This is a genomic window from Enterococcus sp. DIV0176 (assembly GCF_050528535.1).
Lineage (GTDB): Bacteria > Bacillota > Bacilli > Lactobacillales > Enterococcaceae > Enterococcus_B > Enterococcus_B thailandicus.
In genome coordinates, this window is sequence record NZ_CP172879.1 from 1,260,331 (window position 1) to 1,284,398 (window position 24,068).

The 24,068-nt window shown below is 36.2% G+C and carries 23 protein-coding genes, 1 CRISPR repeat array and 1 riboswitch; of the genes, 19 read left to right on the top strand and 4 right to left on the bottom strand.

Translation table 11 applies throughout. The features are described 5' to 3' along the window. Positions 1-16 precede the first annotated feature (16 nt). The 3 genes from IGJ66_RS05925 to IGJ66_RS05935 are packed head-to-tail and all read left to right on the top strand — an operon-like array spanning position 17 to position 2,738. Entirely contained in the window at positions 17-1,063 is a 1,047-nt protein-coding gene (locus IGJ66_RS05925; protein ID WP_430617022.1) for a CobW family GTP-binding protein, read from the top strand. Positions 1,064-1,076: 13 nt separating this feature from the next. Beyond that, positions 1,077-1,196 carry a putative metal homeostasis protein gene (locus IGJ66_RS05930; protein WP_086270960.1) on the top strand — a complete coding sequence of 40 codons (120 nt, stop codon included), beginning with the start codon at positions 1,077-1,079 and terminating at the stop codon, positions 1,194-1,196. Positions 1,197-1,214: 18 nt separating this feature from the next. Further along, a complete protein-coding gene (locus tag IGJ66_RS05935; RefSeq protein WP_430596834.1) occupies positions 1,215-2,738 on the top strand; it encodes a zinc ABC transporter substrate-binding protein AdcA in 1,524 nt (507 codons plus the stop codon). 50 nt (positions 2,739-2,788) lie between these two features. Here the strand turns inward: IGJ66_RS05935 and IGJ66_RS05940 are convergent, their stop codons facing one another. Next, entirely contained in the window at positions 2,789-3,532 is a 744-nt protein-coding gene (locus IGJ66_RS05940; protein ID WP_430617023.1) for a TraX family protein, read from the bottom strand. 340 nt (positions 3,533-3,872) lie between these two features. Next, a CRISPR array of direct repeats spans positions 3,873-4,636; the repeat unit is 36 nt; unit sequence GTTTTAGAGCTATGCTGTTTTGAATGCTTCCAAAAC. Between the two features lie 655 nt (positions 4,637-5,291). Here IGJ66_RS05940 and IGJ66_RS05945 point away from each other — a divergent pair. After that, positions 5,292-5,900, top strand: coding sequence for a hypothetical protein (locus IGJ66_RS05945; RefSeq protein WP_067481884.1), 609 nt, complete (start codon positions 5,292-5,294; stop codon positions 5,898-5,900). Between the two features lie 97 nt (positions 5,901-5,997). Then, positions 5,998-6,255, top strand: coding sequence for a hypothetical protein (locus IGJ66_RS05950; protein ID WP_430616991.1), 258 nt, complete (start codon positions 5,998-6,000; stop codon positions 6,253-6,255). A 347-nt stretch (positions 6,256-6,602) separates the two neighbouring features. Here the strand turns inward: IGJ66_RS05950 and IGJ66_RS05955 are convergent, their stop codons facing one another. Beyond that, entirely contained in the window at positions 6,603-8,393 is a 1,791-nt protein-coding gene (locus IGJ66_RS05955) for an ABC transporter ATP-binding protein (protein ID WP_430616992.1), read from the bottom strand. Positions 8,394-8,397: 4 nt separating this feature from the next. Beyond that, a complete protein-coding gene (locus tag IGJ66_RS05960; protein WP_067481890.1) occupies positions 8,398-10,116 on the bottom strand; it encodes an ABC transporter ATP-binding protein in 1,719 nt (572 codons plus the stop codon). Between the two features lie 79 nt (positions 10,117-10,195). On the opposite strand from IGJ66_RS05960, the gene IGJ66_RS05965 reads away from it, so the two are divergent. The 6 genes from IGJ66_RS05965 to IGJ66_RS05990 all read left to right on the top strand — a co-directional run bounded on the left by IGJ66_RS05965 (position 10,196) and on the right by IGJ66_RS05990 (position 16,341). Next, positions 10,196-10,969, top strand: coding sequence for a MerR family transcriptional regulator (locus IGJ66_RS05965; RefSeq protein ID WP_071868329.1), 774 nt, complete (start codon positions 10,196-10,198; stop codon positions 10,967-10,969). Positions 10,970-11,069: 100 nt separating this feature from the next. After that, a complete protein-coding gene (locus IGJ66_RS05970; RefSeq protein ID WP_271027107.1) occupies positions 11,070-11,432 on the top strand; it encodes a hypothetical protein in 363 nt (120 codons plus the stop codon). Positions 11,433-11,504: 72 nt separating this feature from the next. Then, the gene (locus tag IGJ66_RS05975; protein ID WP_430616993.1) at positions 11,505-11,807 is read left to right on the top strand and encodes a hypothetical protein; all 303 of its coding nucleotides are present in this window, start codon (positions 11,505-11,507) and stop codon (positions 11,805-11,807) included. Positions 11,808-11,850: 43 nt separating this feature from the next. Continuing rightward, positions 11,851-11,916: riboswitch (Fluoride riboswitch) on the top strand. Positions 11,917-12,022: 106 nt separating this feature from the next. Further along, on the top strand, positions 12,023-13,297 hold the full coding sequence (gene eno, locus IGJ66_RS05980) for a phosphopyruvate hydratase (RefSeq protein ID WP_430616994.1): 1,275 nt from the start codon (positions 12,023-12,025) through the stop codon (positions 13,295-13,297). A 497-nt stretch (positions 13,298-13,794) separates the two neighbouring features. Beyond that, positions 13,795-14,664: a histidine phosphatase family protein gene (locus IGJ66_RS05985; protein ID WP_067481901.1), complete on the top strand. Its 870-nt coding sequence runs from the start codon at positions 13,795-13,797 to the stop codon at positions 14,662-14,664. A gap of 297 nt (positions 14,665-14,961) precedes the next feature. Next, the gene (locus IGJ66_RS05990; RefSeq protein WP_430616995.1) at positions 14,962-16,341 is read left to right on the top strand and encodes an FAD-dependent oxidoreductase; all 1,380 of its coding nucleotides are present in this window, start codon (positions 14,962-14,964) and stop codon (positions 16,339-16,341) included. A 215-nt stretch (positions 16,342-16,556) separates the two neighbouring features. Here IGJ66_RS05990 and IGJ66_RS05995 read toward each other — a convergent pair whose 3' ends face one another. Continuing rightward, complete coding sequence (locus tag IGJ66_RS05995) at positions 16,557-17,321, bottom strand: DeoR/GlpR family DNA-binding transcription regulator (protein ID WP_270607696.1); 765 nt, start codon at positions 17,319-17,321, stop codon at positions 16,557-16,559. Positions 17,322-17,532: 211 nt separating this feature from the next. On the opposite strand from IGJ66_RS05995, the gene ulaG reads away from it, so the two are divergent. From ulaG to IGJ66_RS06035, 8 genes are all read left to right on the top strand, one after another. Beyond that, entirely contained in the window at positions 17,533-18,600 is a 1,068-nt protein-coding gene (gene ulaG / locus IGJ66_RS06000; RefSeq protein WP_284591143.1) for an L-ascorbate 6-phosphate lactonase, read from the top strand. 17 nt (positions 18,601-18,617) lie between these two features. Continuing rightward, entirely contained in the window at positions 18,618-19,076 is a 459-nt protein-coding gene (locus IGJ66_RS06005; protein ID WP_270607693.1) for a PTS sugar transporter subunit IIA, read from the top strand. 11 nt (positions 19,077-19,087) lie between these two features. Continuing rightward, positions 19,088-20,578, top strand: a complete 1,491-nt coding sequence (locus IGJ66_RS06010) for a PTS ascorbate transporter subunit IIC (protein WP_270492568.1) — start codon at positions 19,088-19,090, stop codon at positions 20,576-20,578. Positions 20,579-20,619: 41 nt separating this feature from the next. Beyond that, positions 20,620-20,919, top strand: coding sequence for a PTS sugar transporter subunit IIB (locus IGJ66_RS06015; RefSeq protein ID WP_075491502.1), 300 nt, complete (start codon positions 20,620-20,622; stop codon positions 20,917-20,919). 14 nt (positions 20,920-20,933) lie between these two features. Next, positions 20,934-21,575 (top strand): 3-keto-L-gulonate-6-phosphate decarboxylase UlaD, encoded by a 642-nt coding sequence (locus IGJ66_RS06020; protein WP_430616996.1) that lies wholly within the window; start codon positions 20,934-20,936, stop codon positions 21,573-21,575. Between the two features lie 2 nt (positions 21,576-21,577). Next, a complete protein-coding gene (locus tag IGJ66_RS06025; protein ID WP_430616997.1) occupies positions 21,578-22,438 on the top strand; it encodes an L-ribulose-5-phosphate 3-epimerase in 861 nt (286 codons plus the stop codon). Further along, positions 22,425-23,141: an L-ribulose-5-phosphate 4-epimerase gene (locus IGJ66_RS06030; RefSeq protein WP_270492574.1), complete on the top strand. Its 717-nt coding sequence runs from the start codon at positions 22,425-22,427 to the stop codon at positions 23,139-23,141. Before IGJ66_RS06025 ends, IGJ66_RS06030 begins: the two co-directional genes overlap by 14 nt. A gap of 275 nt (positions 23,142-23,416) precedes the next feature. Further along, positions 23,417-24,016, top strand: coding sequence for a hypothetical protein (locus IGJ66_RS06035; protein WP_430616998.1), 600 nt, complete (start codon positions 23,417-23,419; stop codon positions 24,014-24,016). Positions 24,017-24,068: the final 52 nt, after the last annotated feature.

The window sequence follows — 24,068 nt, forward strand, 5'->3', positions numbered from 1 at the left end:
AAGAGAGGTGATTTCTCTGGGAATACCGATAACAATCGTATCCGGCTTTTTAGGAGCTGGAAAAACAACCTTGATTAATCAGGCATTAAACGCGACTGAGCTACCAAGAGAAGAAATAATTATTATTGAAAATGAGGTTGGCCAAACAGGAATCGACCACGAACTCTTACTGCACACCAAGGAACATGTCCTGCAATTAAACAACGGTTGCATGTGTTGTAGCCTGAGAGAAGATTTGATAACAACGTTAGCAAGTATTGAAGAAGTAACCAAAGAATGGCAAGTTCCTTTGTCACAAATTATTGTTGAAACAACAGGAATTGCTGATCCTCAGCCAATTATTCAAACTATTTTAACTACACCTGTTCTGCGAAATACCTATTATATTGATAGTCTTTTAACTGTTGTGGATAGTCAAAATAGTTCGATGTATCAAAATGAACCTGTCAGTCTGAAACAAATCGCATTGGCGGATCGAATTTTCTTTGCTTTAAAAGAAGGAGATACTGTCAGCAATTGTTCAGAAATACTAGCAAGATTGATCGAAATCAATCCATTAGCTGATTTTATTTATTTTTCGGAAACAGCGCCGATTTCTGCAACCGACTTTTTTCACTTAGACAAATTTCAGGCGACCGAAGTGTTAAACGAGCCGGTAGCAACCCAAACTGAAATGGAATTGACGAATGAGTCGCATCACAGAGAACATCACCACAAAGTTCATTTACAGGGTCACACACATGCAACAACTGTTCATCAACAGAACAATCATGGTTTTCAAACCGTTTTGTTGACTGCAAATAGCGAATTAAATGAAACCGCACTAATACGTTGGATTGATTGGTTATTATTTTTTAATCAAGAGTTGTATCGTTTCAAAGGAATTGTTGCGCTAGAAAATCGTGAATTGGCAGTTGCTGTACAAGGCGTTAATCAGCAAGTTCGCTTTCAACTGACTCCACTAGAAAAATCAACGACAAAAATCGTACTCATTGGAAAAAATTTAGCATCAAAAGAAATAGAAGAAACCTTTAATCAATTGTGCATTGCTTATAAACAGTAAAAAGGAGAAATCAATGGAAAAAACAGACATTTCAAGTGCGTATCGACGATTAAAAAGTCCAAACATCAAGACAAGAAAACGAGCATTAAAGATTATCAAAGAATATAAACGAAATAAACAGCGAGCTAGTTGAATGAAAAGGAGAAATCGAATGAAAAAATGGAAAGTTGGTTTATTTAGCCTACTATTGGTAAGCGTGCTGGGTGCGTGCAGTACGAATGGTCAAACTAGTAAAGAAACCGGAAAAGAAAAGCTATCAGTTATCACAACTTTTTATCCCATGTATGATTTCACGAAGAACATTGTAGGTGATGAAGGTGAAGTCAAGTTGCTGATTCCAGCTGGAACGGAGCCACATGATTATGAACCATCTGCTAAAGAAATTGCAAGTATTCATGATGCAGATGTTTTTGTTTATCATAATGAAAATATGGAAACTTGGGTGCCACAAGCCGAGAAAAGTTGGAAAAAAGGTTCACCCAATGTAATTAAAGGAACAAATGGGATGGTGTTATTACCTGGAAGTGAAGAAGAACACGATCATGACCACGGCGAAGATGGGCATCATCATGAGTTAGATCCGCACACGTGGGTTTCACCTAAGATGGCGATTAAAGAAGTGACATCAATCAAGGAACAGTTAGAACAACTTTATCCCGAGAAAAAGAAAACTTTTGAAACAAATGCAGAAAAGTATCTAACAAAATTAAAAGCACTAGATGAAGAGTATACAGAAAAATTAAGTGTAGCTAAGCAAAAAAACTTTGTTACGCAACATGCTGCTTTTGGCTACTTAGCCTTAGATTACGGATTGAATCAAGTTCCTATAGCAGGTTTGTCTCCAGACCAAGAGCCTTCACCAAGTCGACTAGCTGAGCTAAAAAAATATGTTCAGGAAAATGAGATTAAATACATCTACTTTGAAGAAAACGCTGAGGATAAAATTGCAAAAACGTTAGCAGATGAAGCGAAAGTTAAACTCGAAGTACTAAACCCTGTCGAAAGTTTAACTAAAGAACAAATAGCAAATGGAGAAGATTATCTCTCGGTGATGAAAGAAAATCTGACGGCTTTAGAAAAAACAACAAGCGTTGCAGGCAAAGAAATCAAACCAGAAAACGTAACAGAATCGACTAAGACGGTTGCCAATGGTTACTTCAAAGATGAGGCAGTCAAAGACCGAACACTAGCTGATTATGCAGGTGAGTGGCAATCACTTTATCCTTTGTTAAAAGAGGGTGCTTTAGATCAAGTTTTCGACTATAAAGCAAAATTAAACAAAGATAAAACTGCGAAAGAATATAAGTCTTATTATACAGCTGGTTATAAAACAACTGTTGATAAAATGACGATCACAGATCATACGATTGACTTTGTTGTCGATGGCGAGCACCATCAATATGAATACAACTATGCTGGTTACAAGATTTTAAATTATGAAAAGGGAAATCGTGGTGTACGTTTCCTTTTTGAAACGGCTGACAAGGATGCTGGGGAATTTAAATATGTGCAATTTAGCGATCACAATATTGCACCAGTTAAAGCGGAACATTTCCATGTCTTTTTTGGTGGAGAGAGTCAGCAAAAGCTTTTCAATGAACTAACTAACTGGCCCACTTTTTATCCAGCTGATTTGACTTCGCAAGAAATCGCACAGGAAATGATTGCACATTAAGACCTATTTATGACAAATAAACGAGGACTTTTGAGGTCCTCGTTTTTGTTTTAGTGTGCGTATAAGAAAGCAGATAAGAGATACAAAATAGCAATATGTGCAGGGTAGAAAATATAGAAGAAATACTTCATTCCTTTTCCTTTTTGACCGTTGTAGAGCAAAATCGGAACGATTGCAAAAATCATCATCCATTGCGTAGAACCTAAGAAAAAGTAAATGGTTGCAACTACTACGATCATTAAACACTGGATTTGCCGATTATTTCTAGCGAGATACAGTAAAGGAATCAGCAGTACCATGACATTGTTTTCTGCCAAAAGTAACGCTGGTAAAGTCGCAGTAATTGTTAAAAAAACAAATTGATTTTGGATAATCATGGGGCTTTCCATTAATAGTGGTAATAAGAAAGAAAGCAAGATTGGGAGAATGAATAGAACAGTCCCGCCAAGCATTTTTTTCAAATTAGTTGCATGTTTTCCTTCGACAAAAAGATCAATGGCAAACATCATCAATGTACCAATAAAAAGATCTCTAAAAATATTGTTCATCAAAACAACTTGATCATATCCAACAAGTTTTTCGAGAGTAAAGGTAAATAAGGTCATCAGAACCATCGACAGGTAGAGTCTTGACATATATTTTTTCTTGTTGTGCGTATGACTAAAGCCAATAACACTGACAAAAAAGAAAATTGTTGCGACAGGTCTACCAAACCAGTCTAGCCAGTTAGGTGCTCCAAATGGAACAAACATCTGATGGATATGATCAATAAACATTAAGACAATGCCTAACATTTTTAAATCAAATGTTGATAGGCCTTTTTTGGGTGTATCAATCGTCAAAAATAATTCCTCCTAACTAATAATAACTATATGTTAACAATATGATTGATTGAAAGGCTAGTGAAGTAATATAGAACGAGCGAACAATTTTGTCACAAGAGATTTTTTTGTTATCGATCATATACTGGTCTTTATGAGGAAAGAGTTGGGTAGTTGGGCTAGTGAATTCATGGTATACTAATAAAAAAGATCCTTGAAATCTAAATAAATAGATACCAATAGAAGCATCCAAACTGAAGCCTTGCTATGGGCAAATAGTGCGAGTACGGAACCTCAAAAATTTTGAGCCGAGGTTTTAGAGCTATGCTGTTTTGAATGCTTCCAAAACAGTCGTCATTTTGAGCGTTTAAAACGTCAAGTTTTAGAGCTATGCTGTTTTGAATGCTTCCAAAACCCTTTGTTCAATGGGTCACTGCTAAATGTGCGTTTTAGAGCTATGCTGTTTTGAATGCTTCCAAAACCTAATACGAGTAATCTCTTGCCGTTTGCGTGTTTTAGAGCTATGCTGTTTTGAATGCTTCCAAAACAAGTTGGGTCAGTCGTCCATGGAAACCAATGTTTTAGAGCTATGCTGTTTTGAATGCTTCCAAAACATTGAAAAATTGGAGGTAATCAAATAATGATGTTTTAGAGCTATGCTGTTTTGAATGCTTCCAAAACATATGCAACTTTGGAATGTTATTCTTGGGAGTTTTAGAGCTATGCTGTTTTGAATGCTTCCAAAACTCAACTGTTATTTGCTCAAGCATACGCTGTGTTTTAGAGCTATGCTGTTTTGAATGCTTCCAAAACACATGGTCCACAAACCAAGTTCTATGGTTTGTTTTAGAGCTATGCTGTTTTGAATGCTTCCAAAACGTTTGAAAGTCAATGCCTTCTAGTTGCTTAGTTTTAGAGCTATGCTGTTTTGAATGCTTCCAAAACTTTCAGCGTCCCTCTTGACTAAATACACGCGTTTTAGAGCTATGCTGTTTTGAATGCTTCCAAAACTCAACTGTTATTTGCTCAAGCATACGCTGTGTTTTAGAGCTATGCTGTTTTGAATGCTTCCAAAACAATAGAAAAGAAGGTTTTTCAATGCTCTACCTGTGTATATTTAGGGTATACTCAAAATATACGATAATGTTCTATTTATTGATAATTATCTTCCTTAATTTTGAAATGGCAGAAATCGATATCAATGAGAGGATAGATTTTTTCTTAATCCTAAAAAAATTGAACAACAATTTCCGGAGTTTTTTAAAATCTCTGAGTTGTACTATTTGAAGGGAAAAATATGTTGGATACTAGAGAGTATGAGCTAAAGCTGCAGCAGCCGTAGATTTTCCTTGTAAAAAGGTTATTAAAGGTTTAAAAAGAACGCTTGAAAGAAATTGGAATACCAGTTCCAGAAATATATCAAGATAAAATAAAAAAGATGTAGCCGAGCAAATGCTTTGAAGAGGGTATAAATCCTGAAGATTATTAGGCTATAAGATTATATAGTTAAATATTAAATGTTATTTTTTGTGAGTGTACATACTTAATAAACCTTGTTTTTTAGCGTGTTTAGGTATTGAAATTGAATTATCAATAAATTTTAAAAATGTTATCGTAATGACACCGATTTATAATTATCCCTTTTTCTAAATATCATGCATACATTTCCAAATTAGTTTATTATACTTTTTGTGAACGTTTACAAACTAAATGAATGAATGGAGAATATCAAATGAAAAACGATGTTGGTAATTATTCTAAAAGTGTCTATGCTTTATTTTTCGCAATTCTTTTATGTTTAGGTATATTTTCACCCACGGTATCAATAGTGGTGGCTGCAGATGAACTTACTGTACCTGAAGCAAGTTCAACAGAAGTGGTAAAAAATGCAAAATGGGTTGCATTAGAACAAGAAATGGCTACACCACAATATCAAGTAGCTTCAAAAGCTAACCCTGAAGGCACTGCAAGATATATTCTTAATAAATATGAGGGAGCAGAAGCATTCGCTGCGGGATTAGGTCAACGTATACAAAATGGCGGTTGGAATGTATATTATAATTCAGCTTCGGGCAAGCAAACTGCTCGTACATCTTATAACGGTATGTATGTTGCAGCAGCAGGAGCCGGTAGTCTATCTACCGTATTAGCAAAATTTAGTGCTTCTGGTGGTGCAGTAATTGTTGGAGCTGCAGCTCTTTTAGCAGGTATAGCAATGGGTGCACTTAGCGTTTACTCGAAAGATTGCAGAGATAACATTGATAATCATGGAAATACTGGTACTGCACGGATTACACTTACTGAATCAAGATGGTCTTCACAATATGATCATCGTTGGTAAATTGATAATTTAAACTGGAAAACAATCTCTGTCTTCATTTATTGTTGCAATAAATAGAATAACAGAGGTTGTTTTTAATATAATGAGGAGGTGGGCGATGAAATCTTTGGGTTTTATTAGACTTTTTCAATTTTTTCTTTTAATTGCAAGTCTTTTTTTTGCTATGAAACACGATTTATTGTTAGCTTTGTTTATCTGGGCGCTATCTGGTGGGTTAAGTTTCACTGTCCCCCCAAAATATCGTTTCCCTTTTTGGTCACCTTATAAAGGCCTATTATTTCCAGTATGGATTGAAAATATTATGGATTTAGTCATAACAATAGGCGTGCTATTATTGGTAATATTTTTTTCATGATTTGTTTTAGAGCTATGCTGTTTTGAATGCTTCCCAAATAATAATAGCTGTGTTTATCAATGGTACCCAACTGAGCCATTTGAAGGAAACGAGTTTGCAGTAATTATCCAATATTCGTCAGAAACGTATCAACTGATTTTTTGATACCAATTTCAACAAAAAACCACCAACTAGTTGGTGGTTTTTTGTTGGGTAAATATTTGGGAATAACTAACATGAGAAGATATCATACAAATAAATTGAATTGGAAGATAGGGATAATTTATTCGTACAATATTATTATAACGTATTAAAAACGCTTTTATAATTTGTTTTTGCTATAGCTATTATTATCTTTTTTACTTAAATCAAGTTGCCTGAAATTGGCTATTGTAAAGTGAACGATAGAGTGTTGGACGTTTCAACAGTTGCTTATGCGTTCCTTTTTCAATGATGTCGCCCTTATCCATCACTAAAATCAAATCAGCATTTTCGATGGTGGAAAGGCGGTGAGCAATGACGAAACTTGTCCGATTTTGGGTCAACGAGTTCATTGCTTCTTGAATTTGTAATTCTGTGCGAGTATCCACACTAGAAGTTGCTTCATCCAAAATAACCACTGGTGGATTTGCCAAAATGACACGAGCAATGGTCAACAATTGTTGTTGCCCTTGTGAGAGGCCTCCACCATTATCACTTGTGACGATGGAATCATAGCCATTAGGAAGCGTCAGAATAAAGTGATGACACTGAGCGATTTTAGCTGCTTGGATAATTTCTTCTCGTGTTGCATCCATTTTTCCATATGCGATATTTTCAGCAATCGTACCTTCAAATAACCAAGTATTTTGTAGGACCATTCCAAATAGGGAGCGAAGATTTTCTCTTGGAAGATCAGTGGTTGGAATGCCATCGAATTCGATTTGACCAGATTCGATGTCGTAAAATCGCATAAGTAGATTGACTAGCGTTGTTTTGCCTGCGCCGGTTGGTCCAACAATGGCAATCTTTTGGTTTGCTTTCGCATCAAAGTCAACTTTTTTCATCAATGTTTTGTCGGGGGAGTAGCCAAAGCGAACATCCTTGAATCGGATATTTCCAGCAGGATGTTGAATGGTTGTTCGACTTGTATCTGCTTGTTCCTCTTCATAATCCAAAATATAGAAAATCCGTTCAATCGAAGCCATGGCAGCTTGAATCGAGTTAATGACGTAAGAAGCTGTTGAAATTGGTTCGGAAATTTGATTGATATATTGTAGATATGCTTGCAAGAAACCAATCGTGATTCCGCCACTTAATACGGTCATTGCACCAAATATCGCACTAAAAATAAAAGCTGATTGGTTAATAACACGGGATAAAGGGTAGATAGCAAAGTTCAAGAATTGAGCACGTTTAAATACAGTATAATGTTCATCAATTGTTTGACTGATAGCCTCTGTTTGTTGATTTTCTTGGTTAAAGGTTTTTGAAACAATGACACCAGAAAGATATTCTTCCATTTCATTGTTGATACTACCAAGTTTCACCTGTGCTTTATCGGCCACTTCTTTATTGATCATTGAAAATTTGTGTGTTACCAGTCCGCTAAGAACCAATAAACCAATCACTAAGATTGACATCTTACTGTCGATGTAAATCAACATGATTCCCGCAAAAAGAATGGTAACGACGGATGTGAATAGTTGGTTAATACCGGTCAATAATACTTGAGAAAGCTGATTCAAGCCTGTAGTCGTCCGACTAATTAGATCGCCAACTTGATGATTATCAAAAAAGGACATCGGTAATTTTTTGATTTTTTTCGTAATTAGTTTTCGAGTATTCAAAGTAAGTCGTTCACTCAATGTCGCCATTGCTCGTTCTTGCACGTAGGAAAGTCCACTACTGATTAGCGAAAACAGAATTAACAGTAAGACAGTTGGAAGCAATTGTTCTGTGAGTAAGTCAAGTGTTACTGGCAAAGATTCTTTCAATTGAATGACCGCGACGATTTTATCAATTCCTAGCGCCATCATGAAGGTCATTGCAACCACTAAAATATTTCCAACCAAACTACAAAACATCAATAGATAAAAATATTTATGTTCAAAACGATGTAATTTCCAAAAGCGATACATCAGATGTTTTTTATTCGGCATCATGTTGTTCTGTTTCATATTATCACTCCTTCATTCCTTGCGAAGCTGCAATTTCTTGATAAATTTTGTTGGTACATAACAATTCTTGATGTGTGCCTTCACCAGCAATCTTGCCATTTTCCATGAGGATGATGTGATCGGCATGGGCGATTGTACTCAAGCGTTGGGCAATGATTACTAATGTTTTGTTCGACAGTTCTTTTGTGAGAGCTTCTCGCAAAGCGGCATCTGTTTGATAATCTAAAGCAGAAAAACTGTCATCAAAAACATACATTGAAGCGGGCTTGATTAACGCTCGCGCAATACAAATTCGTTGTTTTTGTCCACCAGAGTAGTTACTGCCTCCCTGTGCAGTGAATGACTCATATTTATCGGGTAAAGTATCTACAAATGATTTTAACTGAGAAATTTTTGCTGCTTGGTCAATTTCAGCTGGTGTGGCATCTGCTTTTCCCATTAAAAGATTTGATTTAATTGTTCCTTTGAATAAAAATGCTTTTTGTGGAACATAAGCAACCTGTTCACGAATACTGCTTTGTGTCAAAGCAGTCGTTGGGACATCATTCAATTTGATTTCACCACTTGTAGGGTCATTGATTCGTAAAAGAAGCTTCATTAACGTGCTTTTTCCAGAACCAGTTGCGCCAACGATAGCGGTTGTTTTTCCAGCTGGGATTGTAAATGAAATTTTTTCAATCACTGGATTGCTTTCTTTTCCGTACGCAAAAGAAACGTTTTGATAGCTTGCAGCACTAGCATCTCTGATTTGAAAAGAAAACGGCTCAGGGTCACTGATTGACGGTTCAAAATCCATCACTTCTTCCAGTCGTTTCAATGAAGCAACGGAACGAGGGATGACCACAAAAACCATTGCTGCAAGCATAAGGTATGAGAGTGCCAAAAGCGCATATTCCGTAATTGCTGCGATGTTTCCAATTTGGATGGTCTGATTGCCAACGAGGTAACCACCGACCCAAAGAATGGATGCATAGACAACACCCATAATCAGAAAAGCGGTAGGAGTGATAAAAGCAAAAATTTTATTCACTTGAATCATTTGATTCGCGTAGTTGGTAAATGATTCATTCGTTTTCATTTCTTCATGGTCCTGATTGTTGAATGCACGAATCATGTTGATTCCAGTAAAAAACTCTCTTAGTTTAGTAGTGATTCGATCCATTTTTGGTTGAATACTTAATGCAATGGGTGTTCCTTTTTTCAGTAAAAACAATAATACGACCAAATAAAAGAGGATAGCTACCAGTGGAATCCACAACAAGTTTGGCGCATTGAGATACGTCATGGTCAAAGCAAAAACAGCAATGATTGGAGCAGGTAGGATCAATTGGCAAAACATCACAATCATTTGTTGCACATTGTCCACATCGTTCGTCATACGAGTGAGCAGAGTGCTAGAACCAATTTTATCAATATCAGAAATGCTTAGTTCCTGAAATTTTTGGAAAAACGATTTTCTGATTTGGCGACCGAAACGTCCGCCAAGAATTCCTGACAGATAGCTACCAATCACGGCGGCAATCGTACCTAAAACCGTAACGATAATCATTTGAATGGCAATAAGCTTGATTGCGTCAAGATCATTTTTTAAAATGCCAAGATTGATTAGCCGTGCTACTAGCATAGGCACGCCTAAGATTCCGATGATTTGTAAAACAATAAAACTGCTAGTCAGAGCAACAATGCCCTTATTTTGTAACAAGAAATTTTTTAGTACTTTCATAAGTCATGCCTCCTTAGTTTTGACAATAATGGAGTATACAGGTTAAAGTAGCTTTAAGGTCAAGGAGGTTTTAAAAAAAATGAATAAAACATTTTCTATTGGTGAAGCTGCGAAATTTTTGAACTTGCCAACATCTACGATTCGTTATTGGGATTCAATTGGTTTGCTAACGAACTCCCGAAATGAAGCCAATGATTATCGGACATTTACCTATGATGATTTATTTGCATTGTATGATGTCAAATTCATTCGAAGTTTGGGTTTATCAATCAAAGATGTTCAAGGCATTTATCGAAAATCAGAAAAAGAAGTTTATGAAGTTCTGGAGCAGACAGAAAAACGTTTGGCAGAAGAAATTGAAAGATTAAAAGGCGAAATGGCACAAATCGAGCAACGAAAACGACATCTTTCATCCACTGGGTTTGATTTGACTGGAACACATGATTTGAAAATCGACTTTACGAAAATGGTTCGTGCTGATTTAGATGAAAACTTTACTGCACGGAAATATTTAGAAAAAAATTGTAACTCAGGGATTATTTGGCAACAAAAAGGTCAATCGCTAGAATATGTTTTTTGTATCGGCACATCTTTTGAAGACGAAATTGAAGAAGAAATCCTTTGGGAATACAACCCAGCGTTTGATTATCAACCAGTAATCATTGAAGTAGATCCTGCAGATAGCGACCGAAATAATCTTCAAGAGGTCGTTCGTACGTTAACAGCTAAGGGTTATGATATTCAGCAAGTTATTGGCGAGTTTCTCGTAAGAAAACAATATGAGCACACTTCTGATAAGGAGTATTATTTATCTTGGATTGAAATCAAGAACAAAGGGAAACAAAACAAATAGTAGACAATTCGATAAGTCTGTCTAAAAGTAAGATTCGTAAATTTGCCTTATTCGTTGTAGGATAAAAGAAACAAATGAGTTATGATGAAGAAGGGATAAGATGGTTAAACACAAGCAAGAAGCTGAGGAACCTGTTGATATCTGGGGACGAAGCCCTTTACAACTGTACGAAAAAATTGGAACCCCTATCAAAAGGGCAACAACAAGTATGAATCGTTCAAGTAATGGCGAATTAATCCATGATTACTTTGTCGTATTTACTGATAGAAAACCGGATGTACGTGGCCACCGAGAATTGTTGCAAGCAGCTGAATGGATCAACTACGGCACAAAAATCTATCGAATCAGCACGACTAATTCTTTCGCAACAATTGAAAAATTAGTTACAGAAACATTTGATATTCAAATCAAGACAGATTTCTTTGTTTCTAATTCAACCGTTGATCCGAGATTCATCAATTAGTGTGACTGTTACTATGAGAATTGGACTGATAAGAAATTGTTACTGTTTTTATAAGTGAGGAGCGTGTTTGTAATGAAAAAGAAGATTTGTTTTGTCTTAGCGGTAGACGGTGGATTGTCTTATTCCGCACTCCCTATAGGCTTAAGAAATCAGCAACATTTAAAAGAGTTCTTTTCTAAAGACTATGATGTTTCGCTGAATTACCTTCGAGATAAAGAGCAGGTAGACTATCTGATTGTACCGAGACAGTTAGCACCATTCGTCAATGAAAAAAAGCTACCAATTATTGAAGTGCCATCAAATCTCTTTGTAATCAAAGATTATCAAGGAATAAAAGCAATCATCGATTACTATTTTAAGCTGGAAGATGAATGATAGAAGTGTTTCTAGTTGAAACAATTATCTAAACGTGCTAACGTTATGTGTGAGGGATGGTGCTCCCTCCTAAACGCTGAGTAAATCAGCTGATGGCGCCTATTGTAAACTAATTACTTATCCAAGAGTGTATTTGTTGTACTCTGTTTTTAAGTAGTTGCTTTACAATAGGCGTTTTTTTATTGCATTTTTGTAAAAACTAGGAGGAAAAAAAGATGACAGTAGTAATTGAACAAGTAAAAGCAAGAGAAATTTTTGATTCACGCGGAAATCCAACGGTGGAAGCCGATGTGATTTTATCTGATGGAACATTAGGCAGAGCCGAAGTGCCAAGCGGCGCCTCTACTGGTGATCGTGAAGCCGTGGAATTACGTGATGGCGGTACTCGTTTATTAGGAAAAGGAGTTAGTAAAGCTGTTGCTAATGTCAATGGAGAAATCAATGATGCATTGAAGGGAACTTCACCTTTTGACCAAGCAAAAATTGATAAAATGATGATTGATTTAGACGGAACATCAAACAAAGGACGACTTGGAGCAAACGCGATTCTTGGTGTTTCAATGGCGGTTGCTCGCGCAGCGGCACAAAGTAAAAAAGTTCCATTGTATCGTTATCTTGGTGGCGTTGATTTAGAGCTCCCTCAACCATTTTTCAATGTAATCAACGGAGGTGTTCATGCAGATTCTGGTATTGATGTGCAAGAATTTTTGATTACGCCCATTCAACGAACAACTTTCCGTGATGGCGTAGAAAAAATTGCTAACATTTACCATACATTAAAAAATATTTTAGCAAAAGACGGCTACGAAACAGCTGTCGGAGATGAAGGTGGCTTCGCACCAAAACTAGGAAGTACAGAAGCTGCGATTGAAATGCTTTATCGTGCAATTGAAGAAGCAGGTTACGAACCAAAAACGGAAATTGGTATCGCACTTGATCCAGCTTCCAGTGAATTCTATGAAGATGAAACAAAAAAATATCATTTTGAAGGAAAAGAATTAAGTTCTGATGAAATGCTTGCTTATTACCAAAATTTAGTTAAAAAATATCCAGCAATCATTTCTATTGAAGACGGATTTTCAGAGCATGATTGGGACGGATTCAAAAAAATGACGGATAAAATGGGTCAAACCATTCAACTAATTGGTGATGATATCTTTGTAACTAATCCAACGATTTTTGCTGAAGGAATTGCCAAAGGTGTTGCCAACTCGATTTTAATTAAACTAAATCAAATTGGAACAGTGTCAGAGTCCATTGAAGCCATCAAAATGGCACGAAAAAATGGCTACACAACGATGATTTCTCATCGTTCTGGTGAAACAGGAGACACATTTATTGCCGATTTTGCAGTTGCGATGAATGCTGGTCAAATTAAAACTGGTTCGATGGCACGCAGTGAACGTGTTGAAAAATACAATCAATTTTTACGTATCGAAGAAGAGCTAGAAGGCTACGGCGCACTTGCACAGTTTCCTAAAGTCCAATAAAAAACAAAGAATTAGCTAAATTTAATTAAAAAAGGGGTTCAAGCGAGAGAAAGTTCACTTGAACCCCTTTTTTCTTTTTTCAGCTATTATGTGAGCAGCAAACACGCTTGATTCGTTGAAAATGCTAACTAAAAGCAAAAGAAAGTCTGAGATAGAAAAAGAAAGAACAAATCGTATTGACAGCGCTTTCTCTAAATGGTAATTTATTTGTATAGTAAATTGAATAAGCAAAGAATAATAGGATTGTTATTATTAAGTTAAGCAAGACCTGACCAGTTTCGACTGGTTAGGTCTTTTTTTGTGTAATTCTATCTGAGGATAGTTGGTAATAGAATTACTAGTTGCTAAAACGAAATTTTAGTAACAAGTAGCTTAAAGAAAGGAGCATTTTGATTATAGCAACTCGCTATCACTAAAAAAGAATGTATCAAGAAGTACATTGTTAAAACGTTCGTTGGAATTTTTTGACATGTGCTTAAAAATGGAAGGGGATAGAAATGAAAAAGTGGTTGAAAGTAGTAGGAATGATTGGATTGATGTTTTCTTTATCAGCTTGTCAAGAAACAAACTCCGCAACAAGTACTGAAAAAGAGGCAAATAAAGCGCCAGATCAAGTAGAAATTTATTTAGCAAGACATGGCAAAACTATGCTGAACACAACGGATCGCTCGCAAGGCTGGATCGATGCACCGTTAACACCGGCAGGCATCGCTGTTGCAGAGGACTTGGGGAGGGGATTAGCAGATGTAGATTTTGATGCAGTTTATTCTAGTGATAGCGGACGAGCAGTCGAAACAGCAACCTTAGTATTGAAAAATAATGGACAAGAAAAGCTTTTAGATACATTACACACTGACAAACGATTACGTGAATTCAACTTTGGTACCTATGAAGGAATTCCCAATCCTGAAATGTGGAGCGAAATTGCCAAAGAACAAGGAAAAACGTTAGAAGAGTGGCAAAATGAAATGGGTGAAGAAGGATTCGTCAAAACAATCCAAGGTTTTGCAGACACTTTACATGAATTAGATGAAAAGAAACTTGAAGAATTAGGAAAAGAGCATGATGTCGCTGCTGATGAAGTGAGTTGGCGAGCAGAGGATTATCAAACAGTTATTGACCGTGTTTCGAGTGCAGTAGCTGACATTGTTAAAACAGCTGAGGAAAAAGGGCAAGATAAAATCTTAATCACTTCACACGGTATGACAATTGCTTCATTTGTCGCATCAATTGATGAATCGGCAGAAGTTCCGCCAACTGGCTTAAAAAATGCCAGCGTTTGTAAAATTATTTATCAAGATGGTAAGTATACAGTGGAATCAGTTAATGATTTATCTTACTTAGAAAAAGGTGCAAAAGATAAATAGTCTGCAGATGAAAAGTAACTTGCTCAAAAAAGTTGTGGCTCCAAGCGTTCTGCTTCGAAAAAATAATGAACAACTGACAAAAATAGCTTTCCATATTTTTGGACAGTTATGAATTATTTCGAGAAGTTGCTTGGGGAACACTGTGGATGAGGCTGTGGCTCCAAGCGGTCAGCTCCGGAAAACTAAAAAATAACTTTTGATTTTTCACAAGCAAATGGTATGACAGATAAATTCGTTCGTACTATTCTGGAACTGTGGGGGGGAAGTTTATTTTTTATACAAGGAAGGAGATTTATCGTGAGTAAAAGAAAAGTTATCATCGTAGGTGCATCACATGGCGGACATCAATCTATTTTAGAATTATTATCTAGATATGGTGAAGATGTGGAGATTACGTTATTTGAGGCTGGAGATTATATTTCGTTTATGTCGTGTGGAATGGAACTTTATTTAGAGGACCAAGTAACGGATGTAAATGATGTCAGAAACTTTCGACCAGAAAACTTTCCAGAAGAAAATGTACACATTTTGAATAATCATTTAGTAAAAGCAATCAATGCAGATCAAAAGACAGTGACTGTCACCAATACACTGGAAGATCAGACTACTGATTATGCATATGATAAATTGATTTTAAGTTCTGGTGTCACACCAAATTCGCTTCCAGTTCCAGGTACCGATTTAGAAAATGTTTATTTGATGCGTGGGTATAACTGGGCAACGAAAATCAAAGAAAAGCTCAATGATTCTGATGTTAAACATGTAGCAGTTATTGGTGCTGGATATATTGGTATTGAAGCAGCCGAAGCTTTTTGTAAAGCTGGGAAAGAAGTAATCCTTTTAGATATGATAGACCGTCCATTAGGCACTTATCTGGACCAAGAAATGACAGATATTTTAGCAGAGCATTTAACAGAAAAAGGAATCCAAGTCATGACCGGCGCAAAAATTGAAGCATTTTTAGGCAAAGGAAATGTTTCCGCTATTCAAGTAAACGGTGAAGAAATCCCAACTGATTTGATCATTCAAGCAGCAGGAGTAAAAGCCAATACTGAATGGTTAGAAGGAACCGTTGACTTAGATCAACGTGGTTGGATTGTAACGAATGAATACCTTCAAACCAATCTTCCAGATGTGTATGCCGTTGGTGATGCAACACTTGCTTATTCGATTCCGGCACGTGCCAAAATGCCAATTGCTTTGGCGACAGTTGCCAGAAGAGAAGCACGTTATGTTGTGCAACATTTATTTGAAAGCATTCCAAGCCAACCTTTTGGCGGAGTAGTTGGTTCATCCGCATTGAGTGTATTTGACTATCATTTTGCTGCAAGTGGTTTGAATAGTTTTACAGCGGGTAAAGCAGGAGTAACGATTGCCTCTGCTTACTTTGAAGATACTTTACGACCAAAATATGTACCAGAAAAATTTGGAAATACGAGAGTTTCTGTTCAACTATTTTTCGATCCAACGACCCATCAAATTTTGGGTGGAGCTGTGTTATCAACTTATGATATTACTGCTCAAGGAAATGTGTTAGCTTTAGCAATCCAACAAAAATTAACACTAGAAGATTTAGCTGAGGCAGACTTTTTCTTCCAACCAGGATTTGACCGTCAATGGAGTCTGTTGAACCTAGCTGCACAACATGCTTTAGCTGAAAAAGAATTTATTGAATAAGTTTCGTAAATTTATAGGATAAGTTCTATCTAGTTAATCAAAATAAAATGAATCACCTTCCAGAAGTTCGTTTAACTTTTGGAAGGTGATTTTTTTATATTTAAAAAAAATAGGTGATGAGATAAAGGCACCATATATAGGCAAACAGTTCGTGCGTGAACTAAGCTGATCAAAAGTATCGGTATTCATGACCAAAATAGAGATGCTTATTTATTTTAACTGATTTGGATAACTTTAATACCAGTATTTCGAATGTCAGTCAAAACTTTTTCAGAGCAAAATTGATCGGTAATCAGATAATCAAATGCAGAAATATCCGCAATTTTGAATTTCGATGTCAGACCAATTTTCCGATGATCAGCAACTAGAATTTTACACTTGAAAGTCTGACGAATCATCATTTCGTTGATGGTTGATTCATTTAAAATTTTTGTAGTCACGCCATTATCGAGACTTACTCCGCTACATCCAATGATACAAACATCAGCGTTCATAGAAGAAATTGTATTTAAAGCGATATCACCAACTAATGCTTCCTTAGGAAAACGCATCTCACCGCCAGTTAAGATGTAATTGCAGTTTTCTTTATGAGAAGAGTAGTTGACCTTTACATTATTTGTCACAACTGTTAGATGGTTTGCACGAAGAAATTCAAGTGTTTTTAAGGCAGTTGAGCTTGAATTTATAAATACAGTATCATAATCATTGATATATTTACTTGCCTCGCGAGCGATTGCTTGCTTCAATCGTTCTGGTCCAGATTGATCGAAGTCAGTATTGTTCTTATAATTATAAGAACAATAACCATACGTTCGGATGATCTCATTTTTTTCCTCTAGTAAGTTTAAATCTCTCCGAATCGTACTGATTGAAACCTTTAGACTCTCGGACAACTCAAGAGTAGTCATTTGCTCTTGTTGCTGAAGTAAGTCCAAAATATTTTTTTGCCGTTCATCAATATTTGCCAGCGAATTTTTCATCCTTTAACCTCCTATATAACTTTCTTTTTAAAATAAATGATTTTTCACCTCTAAACAATCATATAAAGTTCTTTAACTGCATCTATCATACTAAAAAAATCATTAAAGCTGTAAAGAACGTCATATAAATTTCAAACAGTCATATAAAAGGGTTCTCATATCCTTTTTGACACATTATGATTTAAATGTAATTAAGAAAGGAGCACTGAAGATGAGCAAGCAGGTCACTGACGTAACAAAAGAAAGCTGGATTCTAGAGACATTTCCGGAATGGGGCACTTATTTAAATGAGGAGATTGAAAGAGAAGAAGTCAAACAAGGAACATTTGCAATGTGGTGGTTAGGCTGTACAGGTATTTGGCTAAAGAGTGATAAAGATACGAATATTTTATGTGATTTATGGTGTGGGACGGGAAAACGTAGTCATGGAAATGGCAAGATGAAAAAAGGACACCAAATGATGCGGATGAGTGGTGTGCAAAAAATGCAGCCCAACTTACGGACACAACCATTCGTAATTGATCCATTTGAAATCAAAAATGTAAACGCTTTAGTGGTTACGCATATCCATTCTGATCATTTGGATATCAATACGGCAGCAGCAGTCCATCAAAATTGTCCAACAGCAAAATTTATTGGACCTAAGGAAGTAGTAAACACTTGGTTGAAGTGGGGAATTCCTAAAGAAAAAACAATTATTGTTAAGCCTGGTGATGAAGTGAAAATCAAAGATATCACGATTGTTGCACTAGAGGCTTTCGATCGAACTGCATTAGTTACTTGTGAAAATCCAGAAGTAACATTAAAAGGAACAATGCCACAAAATATGGATGAGATTGCAGTGAATTATCTGTTTAAAACGTCTGGAGGCAATCTTTATCATGCAGGAGATTCGCATTATTCGAACTTGTTTGCCAAACATGGGAATGAACATAAAATTGATGTTTGTCTGGGTGCGTATGGAGAAAATCCGCGTGGTATTACTGATAAAGTAACATCTGTTGATATGTTACGAATGGCGGAGTCTTTGAATGCAAAAGTAGTCATTCCTGTTCATTATGATATTTGGGCAAACTTTATGGCTGATCCAAAAGAAATTACTGAAATTTGGAAATTTAAAAAAGATCGTTTGAAGTATGCGTTCAAACCTTATATCTGGCAAGTTGGAGGCAAGTTTACTTATCCAACAAATAAGGATGATTTGGAATTCAATTTTTACCGTGGCTTTGACGATGTATTTGTTGTAGAAAATGACACACCGTTTCCATCATTCCTATAGAAACGAGGTAAAACAACATGTTGAAGTATTTTTTCGATAACGGCTTGGTAAAGTATTCTGATAAAGAAATTACTGATTGGAAAGAAGCAATCACTGAAAGCTGCCAACTGTTATTAGATAAACAACTAATTGATCAAACCTATATTGATGAAATCATTCAGTGTGTCAAAGAGTATGGTCCCTATATCGTCATTGTTCCGCAAGTAGCGATGCCTCATTCTTCTGAAAAAAGCCAAGGCGTTTTTGGTACAGCTATCTCATTTACAAAAATGCAGGAAGCTATTCAGTTTGAAAGTGACGGCGAAGAGAAATCAGCTATTTTATTTTTTACCTTAGCAGCTAAAAATCCTGAGGAGCACATGGAAAATATTCAACGTTTATCTGAATTGTTGATGACAGATGGTTTGATTGATCGTTTAGCGGCGACACATTCGCTTGAAGAATATCAAATAGTGATGCAAGAGTATCAGTTATAGGAGGAAAAGTAATGGCAGACTTTTTATTAAGTATTTGGACATATTTTGCAACAAACATCTTGACTCAGCCGGCTTATCTTATTGGTTTCATTGTTTTGCTAGGCTACCTCTTATTAAAACGCCCACTTTATGAGTGCCTTGCAGGTTTCCTAAAAGCCACAGTCGGCTACTTCATTTTGATGGTTGGTTCTGGTGGTTTAGTTAACAATTTTCGACCGATTTTAGTTGGTTTAAAAGAGCGATTCAACTTAGATGCGATGGTTACTGATCCATATTTTGGTCAAAATGCGGTAGATGCCGGTTTAATGGAAACTTTTGGTCGAACGTTTGGCGATGTAATGATCTTATTGTTAATTGCTTTTGTCATGAATATTTTACTTGTACGTTTTCAAAAATATACCAAGCTACGTTCAGTTTTTACCACGGGAAATGTCCAGATTCAACAATCTGCAACAGCATTCTGGATTTTACTATTCTGTTTTCCAGATTTAGGTAGAATTCAAGTTTTGATTTTTATGGGTTTGATTTTAGGTTGTTACTGGGCTGTTGCATCTAATTTGACCGTGGGAATTACGCAAGAGTTGACAGAAGGTGCTGGATTTGCGGTAGCTCATCAACAAATGTTTGGTATTTTTATCTTTGCAAAATTAGCTGAATGGATGAAAAAACAGGATAAGAAAAAAGATAAATCCAAAAAAGTCGATAAAAAAATTGAAGATATGGAATTGCCTGGATTCTTGTCAATTTTCAACGAAAACATGGTAGCAACCTCGTTATTAATGCTTTTCTTCTTTGGAATCATTTTATTGGTATTAGGACAAGATTATTTAATCCAAGCTGAGTTTATGCAAAAAGGTCAAAGTTTCTTATTCTATATTATGACAACTTCACTAAACTTTGCGGTTTATCTAGCTATTTTACAATTAGGTGTCCGGACATTCGTTGATGAGCTGACACAATCATTCCAAGGAATTTCAAATACAATTCTACCGGGAGCAGTACCGGGAATTGATGTTGCTGCTACATTTGGTTTCGGCTCCCCAAATGCTGTAACGATTGGATTTTTATTTGGCGCTTTAGGTCAATTTTTAATGATTGCTCTACTCATTTTGTTTCAGTCACCAACGATTGTAATTGCTGGATTTATCCCACTGTTCTTTGATAATGCTGTAATCGCCGTTTTTGCCAACAATCGTGGAGGCTTTAAAGCCGCTTGTCTTTTCCCATTCATTTCAGGGATTATTCAAGTTGGGGGATCTGCCATTTTTGCAACATGGATTGGTATGTCCAAATTTGGCGGGTATATTGGAATGTTTGATTGGGCTACGGCATGGCCGCTCTTCACCATTATTATGAAGGTGCTAGGATATGTTGGAATTGCCATAGTTGTTATTGGTTTGTTGATTATTCCGCAATTGCAATACCGTAAAAATCCAGATGGGTATTTTATGATTGTCGATGATTACGAACAATACGCAGAAAAATATCAAGAACAAAACTAAATAGATAAGAAAATAAAGAGAACATTTAGGAGGAGAACAAGATGAGAATTTTAGTATCTTGCGCAAATGGATCAGGAACAAGTTTGATGATGATGAGAAGTGTGGAAAAGGCGATGAAAGAACTAAGTATACCTATTACTAAAATTCATCATTGTTCTATTTCAGAAGGGAAAAGTTCTGCTACACAATATGACGTAGTTTTTACACCAGTCAATTTTTTGGCTATGTTTTCTCAAGCGGAGAAGAAGGGAATCACCGTTATCGGCATCAAAAATGTTATGTCAGCCAAAGAAATCAGTGGGAAATTTGCTGAATCAGAACTTTATCAAAAAAATAAGTAAAAGAGGACAATGAAATGAGTAGACCAAAATTACAAATTGCTTTAGATCACAATAATTTAGAACGTGCATTAGCAGATGTTATCAAAGTCGGAGAAATTGTCGATATCATTGAAGTTGGAACAATTTTATGCTTGCAAGAGGGCTGGAAAGCTATTAGCTGTATCCGTAGTATATTTCCAGAAAAAACAATCGTTGCTGATACAAAATGTGCAGACGCAGGTGGAACCGTAGCTAGAAACGTTGCAAAAGCTGGTGCTGATTTCATGACCGTTATCTGTTGTGCCACAATTCCTACCATGGAGGCCGCCCAAAAAGAAGTTAAAGAACTGCAAGTGGAATTATATGGTGATTGGACCTGTCAACAAGCAGCCGAGTGGCGACGGATTGGTATTAAACAAGCAATTTATCATCAAAGTCGTGATGCATTACTTTCGGGTGAAACTTGGGGTGAAAAAGATTTATCAAAAGTCAAAAAATTGATTGAAATGGGGTTTGAGGTATCTGTTACCGGTGGTTTAACCACTGATACACTTCAATTATTTGCAGGAATCGACATCTATAATTTTATTACTGGGAGAGGAATTTCTAGTGCAACTGATCCAGTTAAGGCTGCAAATGACTTCAAAAGAGAAATCATTCGTATTTGGGGGGAATAGTCGTGGCTCAAATTGGTATTTATGAAAAAGCTTTACCAAAAAATATCTCTTGGAAAGAACGTTTTGAATTAGCAAAGGAAATGGGGTTTTCCTTTATTGAAATGTCGATTGACGAAACAGATGCGCGCTTAGCTCGTCTAGATTGGTCAGCTGAAGTTACTGCTAAGCTACGTGAAGATATGTTGGAGACAAACATCCGTATCCATTCGATTTGCTTAAGTGGTCATCGAAGATTTCCTTTTGGTTCTTCGAACAGAGCAAAGCAAAAAAAAGCAAAAGAAATTATGCAAAAAGCAATCAAACTTGCTCACGAATTAAATGTCAAGATTATTCAAGTGGCGGGGTATGATGTTTACTATGAAAAAAAATCAGTACAAACGCGGGAAGCTTTTCTTGAAGGGCTGAAGGAAAGCGTCAAAATGGCTTCGGAATATGGCGTAATTCTTTCCATTGAAATTATGGATGATCCATTTATGAATTCAATTACTAAATTTTTGGAAATCAAAAAACAAATTCATTCACCTTATTTACAAGTATATCCTGATTTAGGGAATCTTTCCGCATGGCCAGAAAACAATCCGGGTGTTGAGTTGGAGCAAGGGGTTGACTACATTACCTCTATTCATTTAAAAGACACATACCCGGTAACTCATGATTCCAAAGGACAATTTAGAGATGTACCATTTGGGCAAGGGTGTGTGGACTTTTTAGGTTTATTAAAAACGCTCAAACGTTTAGAATATGATGGAACTTTTTTGATTGAAATGTGGAGTGAAACAAGTCCTGATTTTAAGAAGGAAATTGAAACGGCAAAAAATTATCTCTATCCAAAGTTAAAGGAGGCAGGTTATGCTATCGCGTGAGCAAATCATCAAAGAAATGAAACAACGTGTGTACGAAGCCAATTTGAAACTGCCTCAATACGGATTAGTGAAATTAACCTGGGGCAATGTGAGTGAGATTAATCGAGAACTTGGTATAATTGTGATTAAACCAAGTGGTGTAAACTATGAAAAAATGAAGGCGAATCAAATGGTTGTTACGGATTTGGCTGGAAATTTATTAGAGGAAGATAGCATGAAGCCATCTTCTGACCTACCAACGCATGTAATCTTATACGAAGCATTTGAACAAATCAATGCGATTGTTCATACTCACTCGACGAATTCCGTGATGTGGGCGCAAGCTGGTCGCGACTTACCCGCTTATGGAACGACCCATGCAGATGCTTTTTACGGAACGATTCCTTGTACGCGCCAATTAACGAAAGCAGAAGTCAAAGAGGCGTATGAGAAAAATACAGGACGTGTCATCGTTGAAACTTTCCAAGAAAGAACTTTACAAGCAACTGAAATTCCTGGTGTGTTCGTCTATGGACACGGGCCGTTCACTTGGGGTGAGACACCTGCGAAAGCTGTAGAAAATAGTCTGATTTTAGATGAAATCTGTTTGATGGCAAAAGAAAATGAAAAAATCAATCCAGACATTCATGAAATTCCACAATATTTATTGGATAAACATTACTATCGTAAACACGGTACAAATGCTTATTATGGACAAAAATAGGAAAAGCGATCAATCAATTGATTGATCGCTTTTCTGGTTTCTTTTAGTTGTTAGGAAGTCTGATTTAATCTTAGGTGTATGCCTATGAACATGTGAGGAAAAAATACCCTAAAATCACAGGTTACAGCAAAACTGTCAAAATTATTCCATTTATAACATAGTTATCATCAATCAAAAAAAGTTGCACTACCATACATAAACATAAAGGATAACAAAAACATGTTATCATTTTTATGCAGTCAGAGCAGTTATTCAAAAAAAGAGGAGGAATTGCATTGAAAAAAGAAATTAAGTTTGGACTAGGTCTTTTCTTAGTTATGGTGTTTGGAATTGTAAGCGGTAATCAAACAGTGGCGGCGAGTGCAAATGATGCTGGAGCGAAATACGACGATAAAATCGTTACAATCCAGAGTTTATTAGATCCTTGGTGGGTTGTTGACTACGATACAGAAACATTTGAAATCTCTACCCATTTGAATCAAGGAATTGATAGTCAAAAATGGCTCATGTCTTATAACGAGCAAGAAGATGCTTACACAATTAGATGTCGACAAGATCGAATCATAATTGATGGAGATGAGCAATTCAAAAATCCCTTATATTTAAATGCTTCTTCTATGGAAGACGAGAAAGGAAATGAAGTTATCGGCGTAGAGCCTGAATACCCTAATGAACGAAGATTTTGGCGATTAGTTGAGGATGACGTACATATGAATGGCGATGTTTATTACTTAGAAAACCTCTATAATGGTGACGTAATGGATGCACCAGGTTTGAATTTAGGTAAAGAACATCAATTGATCACATTCCCTAAAAATGGAGAGGATAATCAAAAATGGATTATCCAAGTAGAAGGAACTGTGGCTCAAAATTAAGCCAATTTTTTAGCACATAAAGATAATTTACTCGAATAACGAACGATGACTT

Bases quoted from the DNA above. Each gene is read 5' to 3' on its own strand.
- IGJ66_RS06030 (WP_270492574.1), top strand. From the start codon at position 22,425: ATGCTATCGCGTGAGCAAATCATCAAAGAAATGAAACAACGTGTGTAC.
- IGJ66_RS05935 (WP_430596834.1), top strand. From the start codon at position 1,215: ATGAAAAAATGGAAAGTTGGTTTATTTAGCCTACTATTGGTAAGCGTG.
- IGJ66_RS06005 (WP_270607693.1), top strand. From the start codon at position 18,618: ATGTTGAAGTATTTTTTCGATAACGGCTTGGTAAAGTATTCTGATAAA.
- IGJ66_RS05965 (WP_071868329.1), top strand. From the start codon at position 10,196: ATGAATAAAACATTTTCTATTGGTGAAGCTGCGAAATTTTTGAACTTG.
- IGJ66_RS05985 (WP_067481901.1), top strand. From the start codon at position 13,795: ATGAAAAAGTGGTTGAAAGTAGTAGGAATGATTGGATTGATGTTTTCT.
- IGJ66_RS06010 (WP_270492568.1), top strand. From the start codon at position 19,088: ATGGCAGACTTTTTATTAAGTATTTGGACATATTTTGCAACAAACATC.
- IGJ66_RS06020 (WP_430616996.1), top strand. From the start codon at position 20,934: ATGAGTAGACCAAAATTACAAATTGCTTTAGATCACAATAATTTAGAA.
- IGJ66_RS05940 (WP_430617023.1), bottom strand. From the start codon at position 3,532: ATGTTAGGCATTGTCTTAATGTTTATTGATCATATCCATCAGATGTTT.
- IGJ66_RS05975 (WP_430616993.1), top strand. From the start codon at position 11,505: ATGAAAAAGAAGATTTGTTTTGTCTTAGCGGTAGACGGTGGATTGTCT.
- IGJ66_RS05995 (WP_270607696.1), bottom strand. From the start codon at position 17,321: ATGAAAAATTCGCTGGCAAATATTGATGAACGGCAAAAAAATATTTTG.
- IGJ66_RS06015 (WP_075491502.1), top strand. From the start codon at position 20,620: ATGAGAATTTTAGTATCTTGCGCAAATGGATCAGGAACAAGTTTGATG.
- IGJ66_RS05945 (WP_067481884.1), top strand. From the start codon at position 5,292: ATGAAAAACGATGTTGGTAATTATTCTAAAAGTGTCTATGCTTTATTT.
- IGJ66_RS05950 (WP_430616991.1), top strand. From the start codon at position 5,998: ATGAAATCTTTGGGTTTTATTAGACTTTTTCAATTTTTTCTTTTAATT.
- IGJ66_RS05970 (WP_271027107.1), top strand. From the start codon at position 11,070: ATGGTTAAACACAAGCAAGAAGCTGAGGAACCTGTTGATATCTGGGGA.
- ulaG (WP_284591143.1), top strand. From the start codon at position 17,533: ATGAGCAAGCAGGTCACTGACGTAACAAAAGAAAGCTGGATTCTAGAG.
- IGJ66_RS05955 (WP_430616992.1), bottom strand. From the start codon at position 8,393: ATGAAACAGAACAACATGATGCCGAATAAAAAACATCTGATGTATCGC.
- eno (WP_430616994.1), top strand. From the start codon at position 12,023: ATGACAGTAGTAATTGAACAAGTAAAAGCAAGAGAAATTTTTGATTCA.
- IGJ66_RS05960 (WP_067481890.1), bottom strand. From the start codon at position 10,116: ATGAAAGTACTAAAAAATTTCTTGTTACAAAATAAGGGCATTGTTGCT.
- IGJ66_RS05930 (WP_086270960.1), top strand. From the start codon at position 1,077: ATGGAAAAAACAGACATTTCAAGTGCGTATCGACGATTAAAAAGTCCA.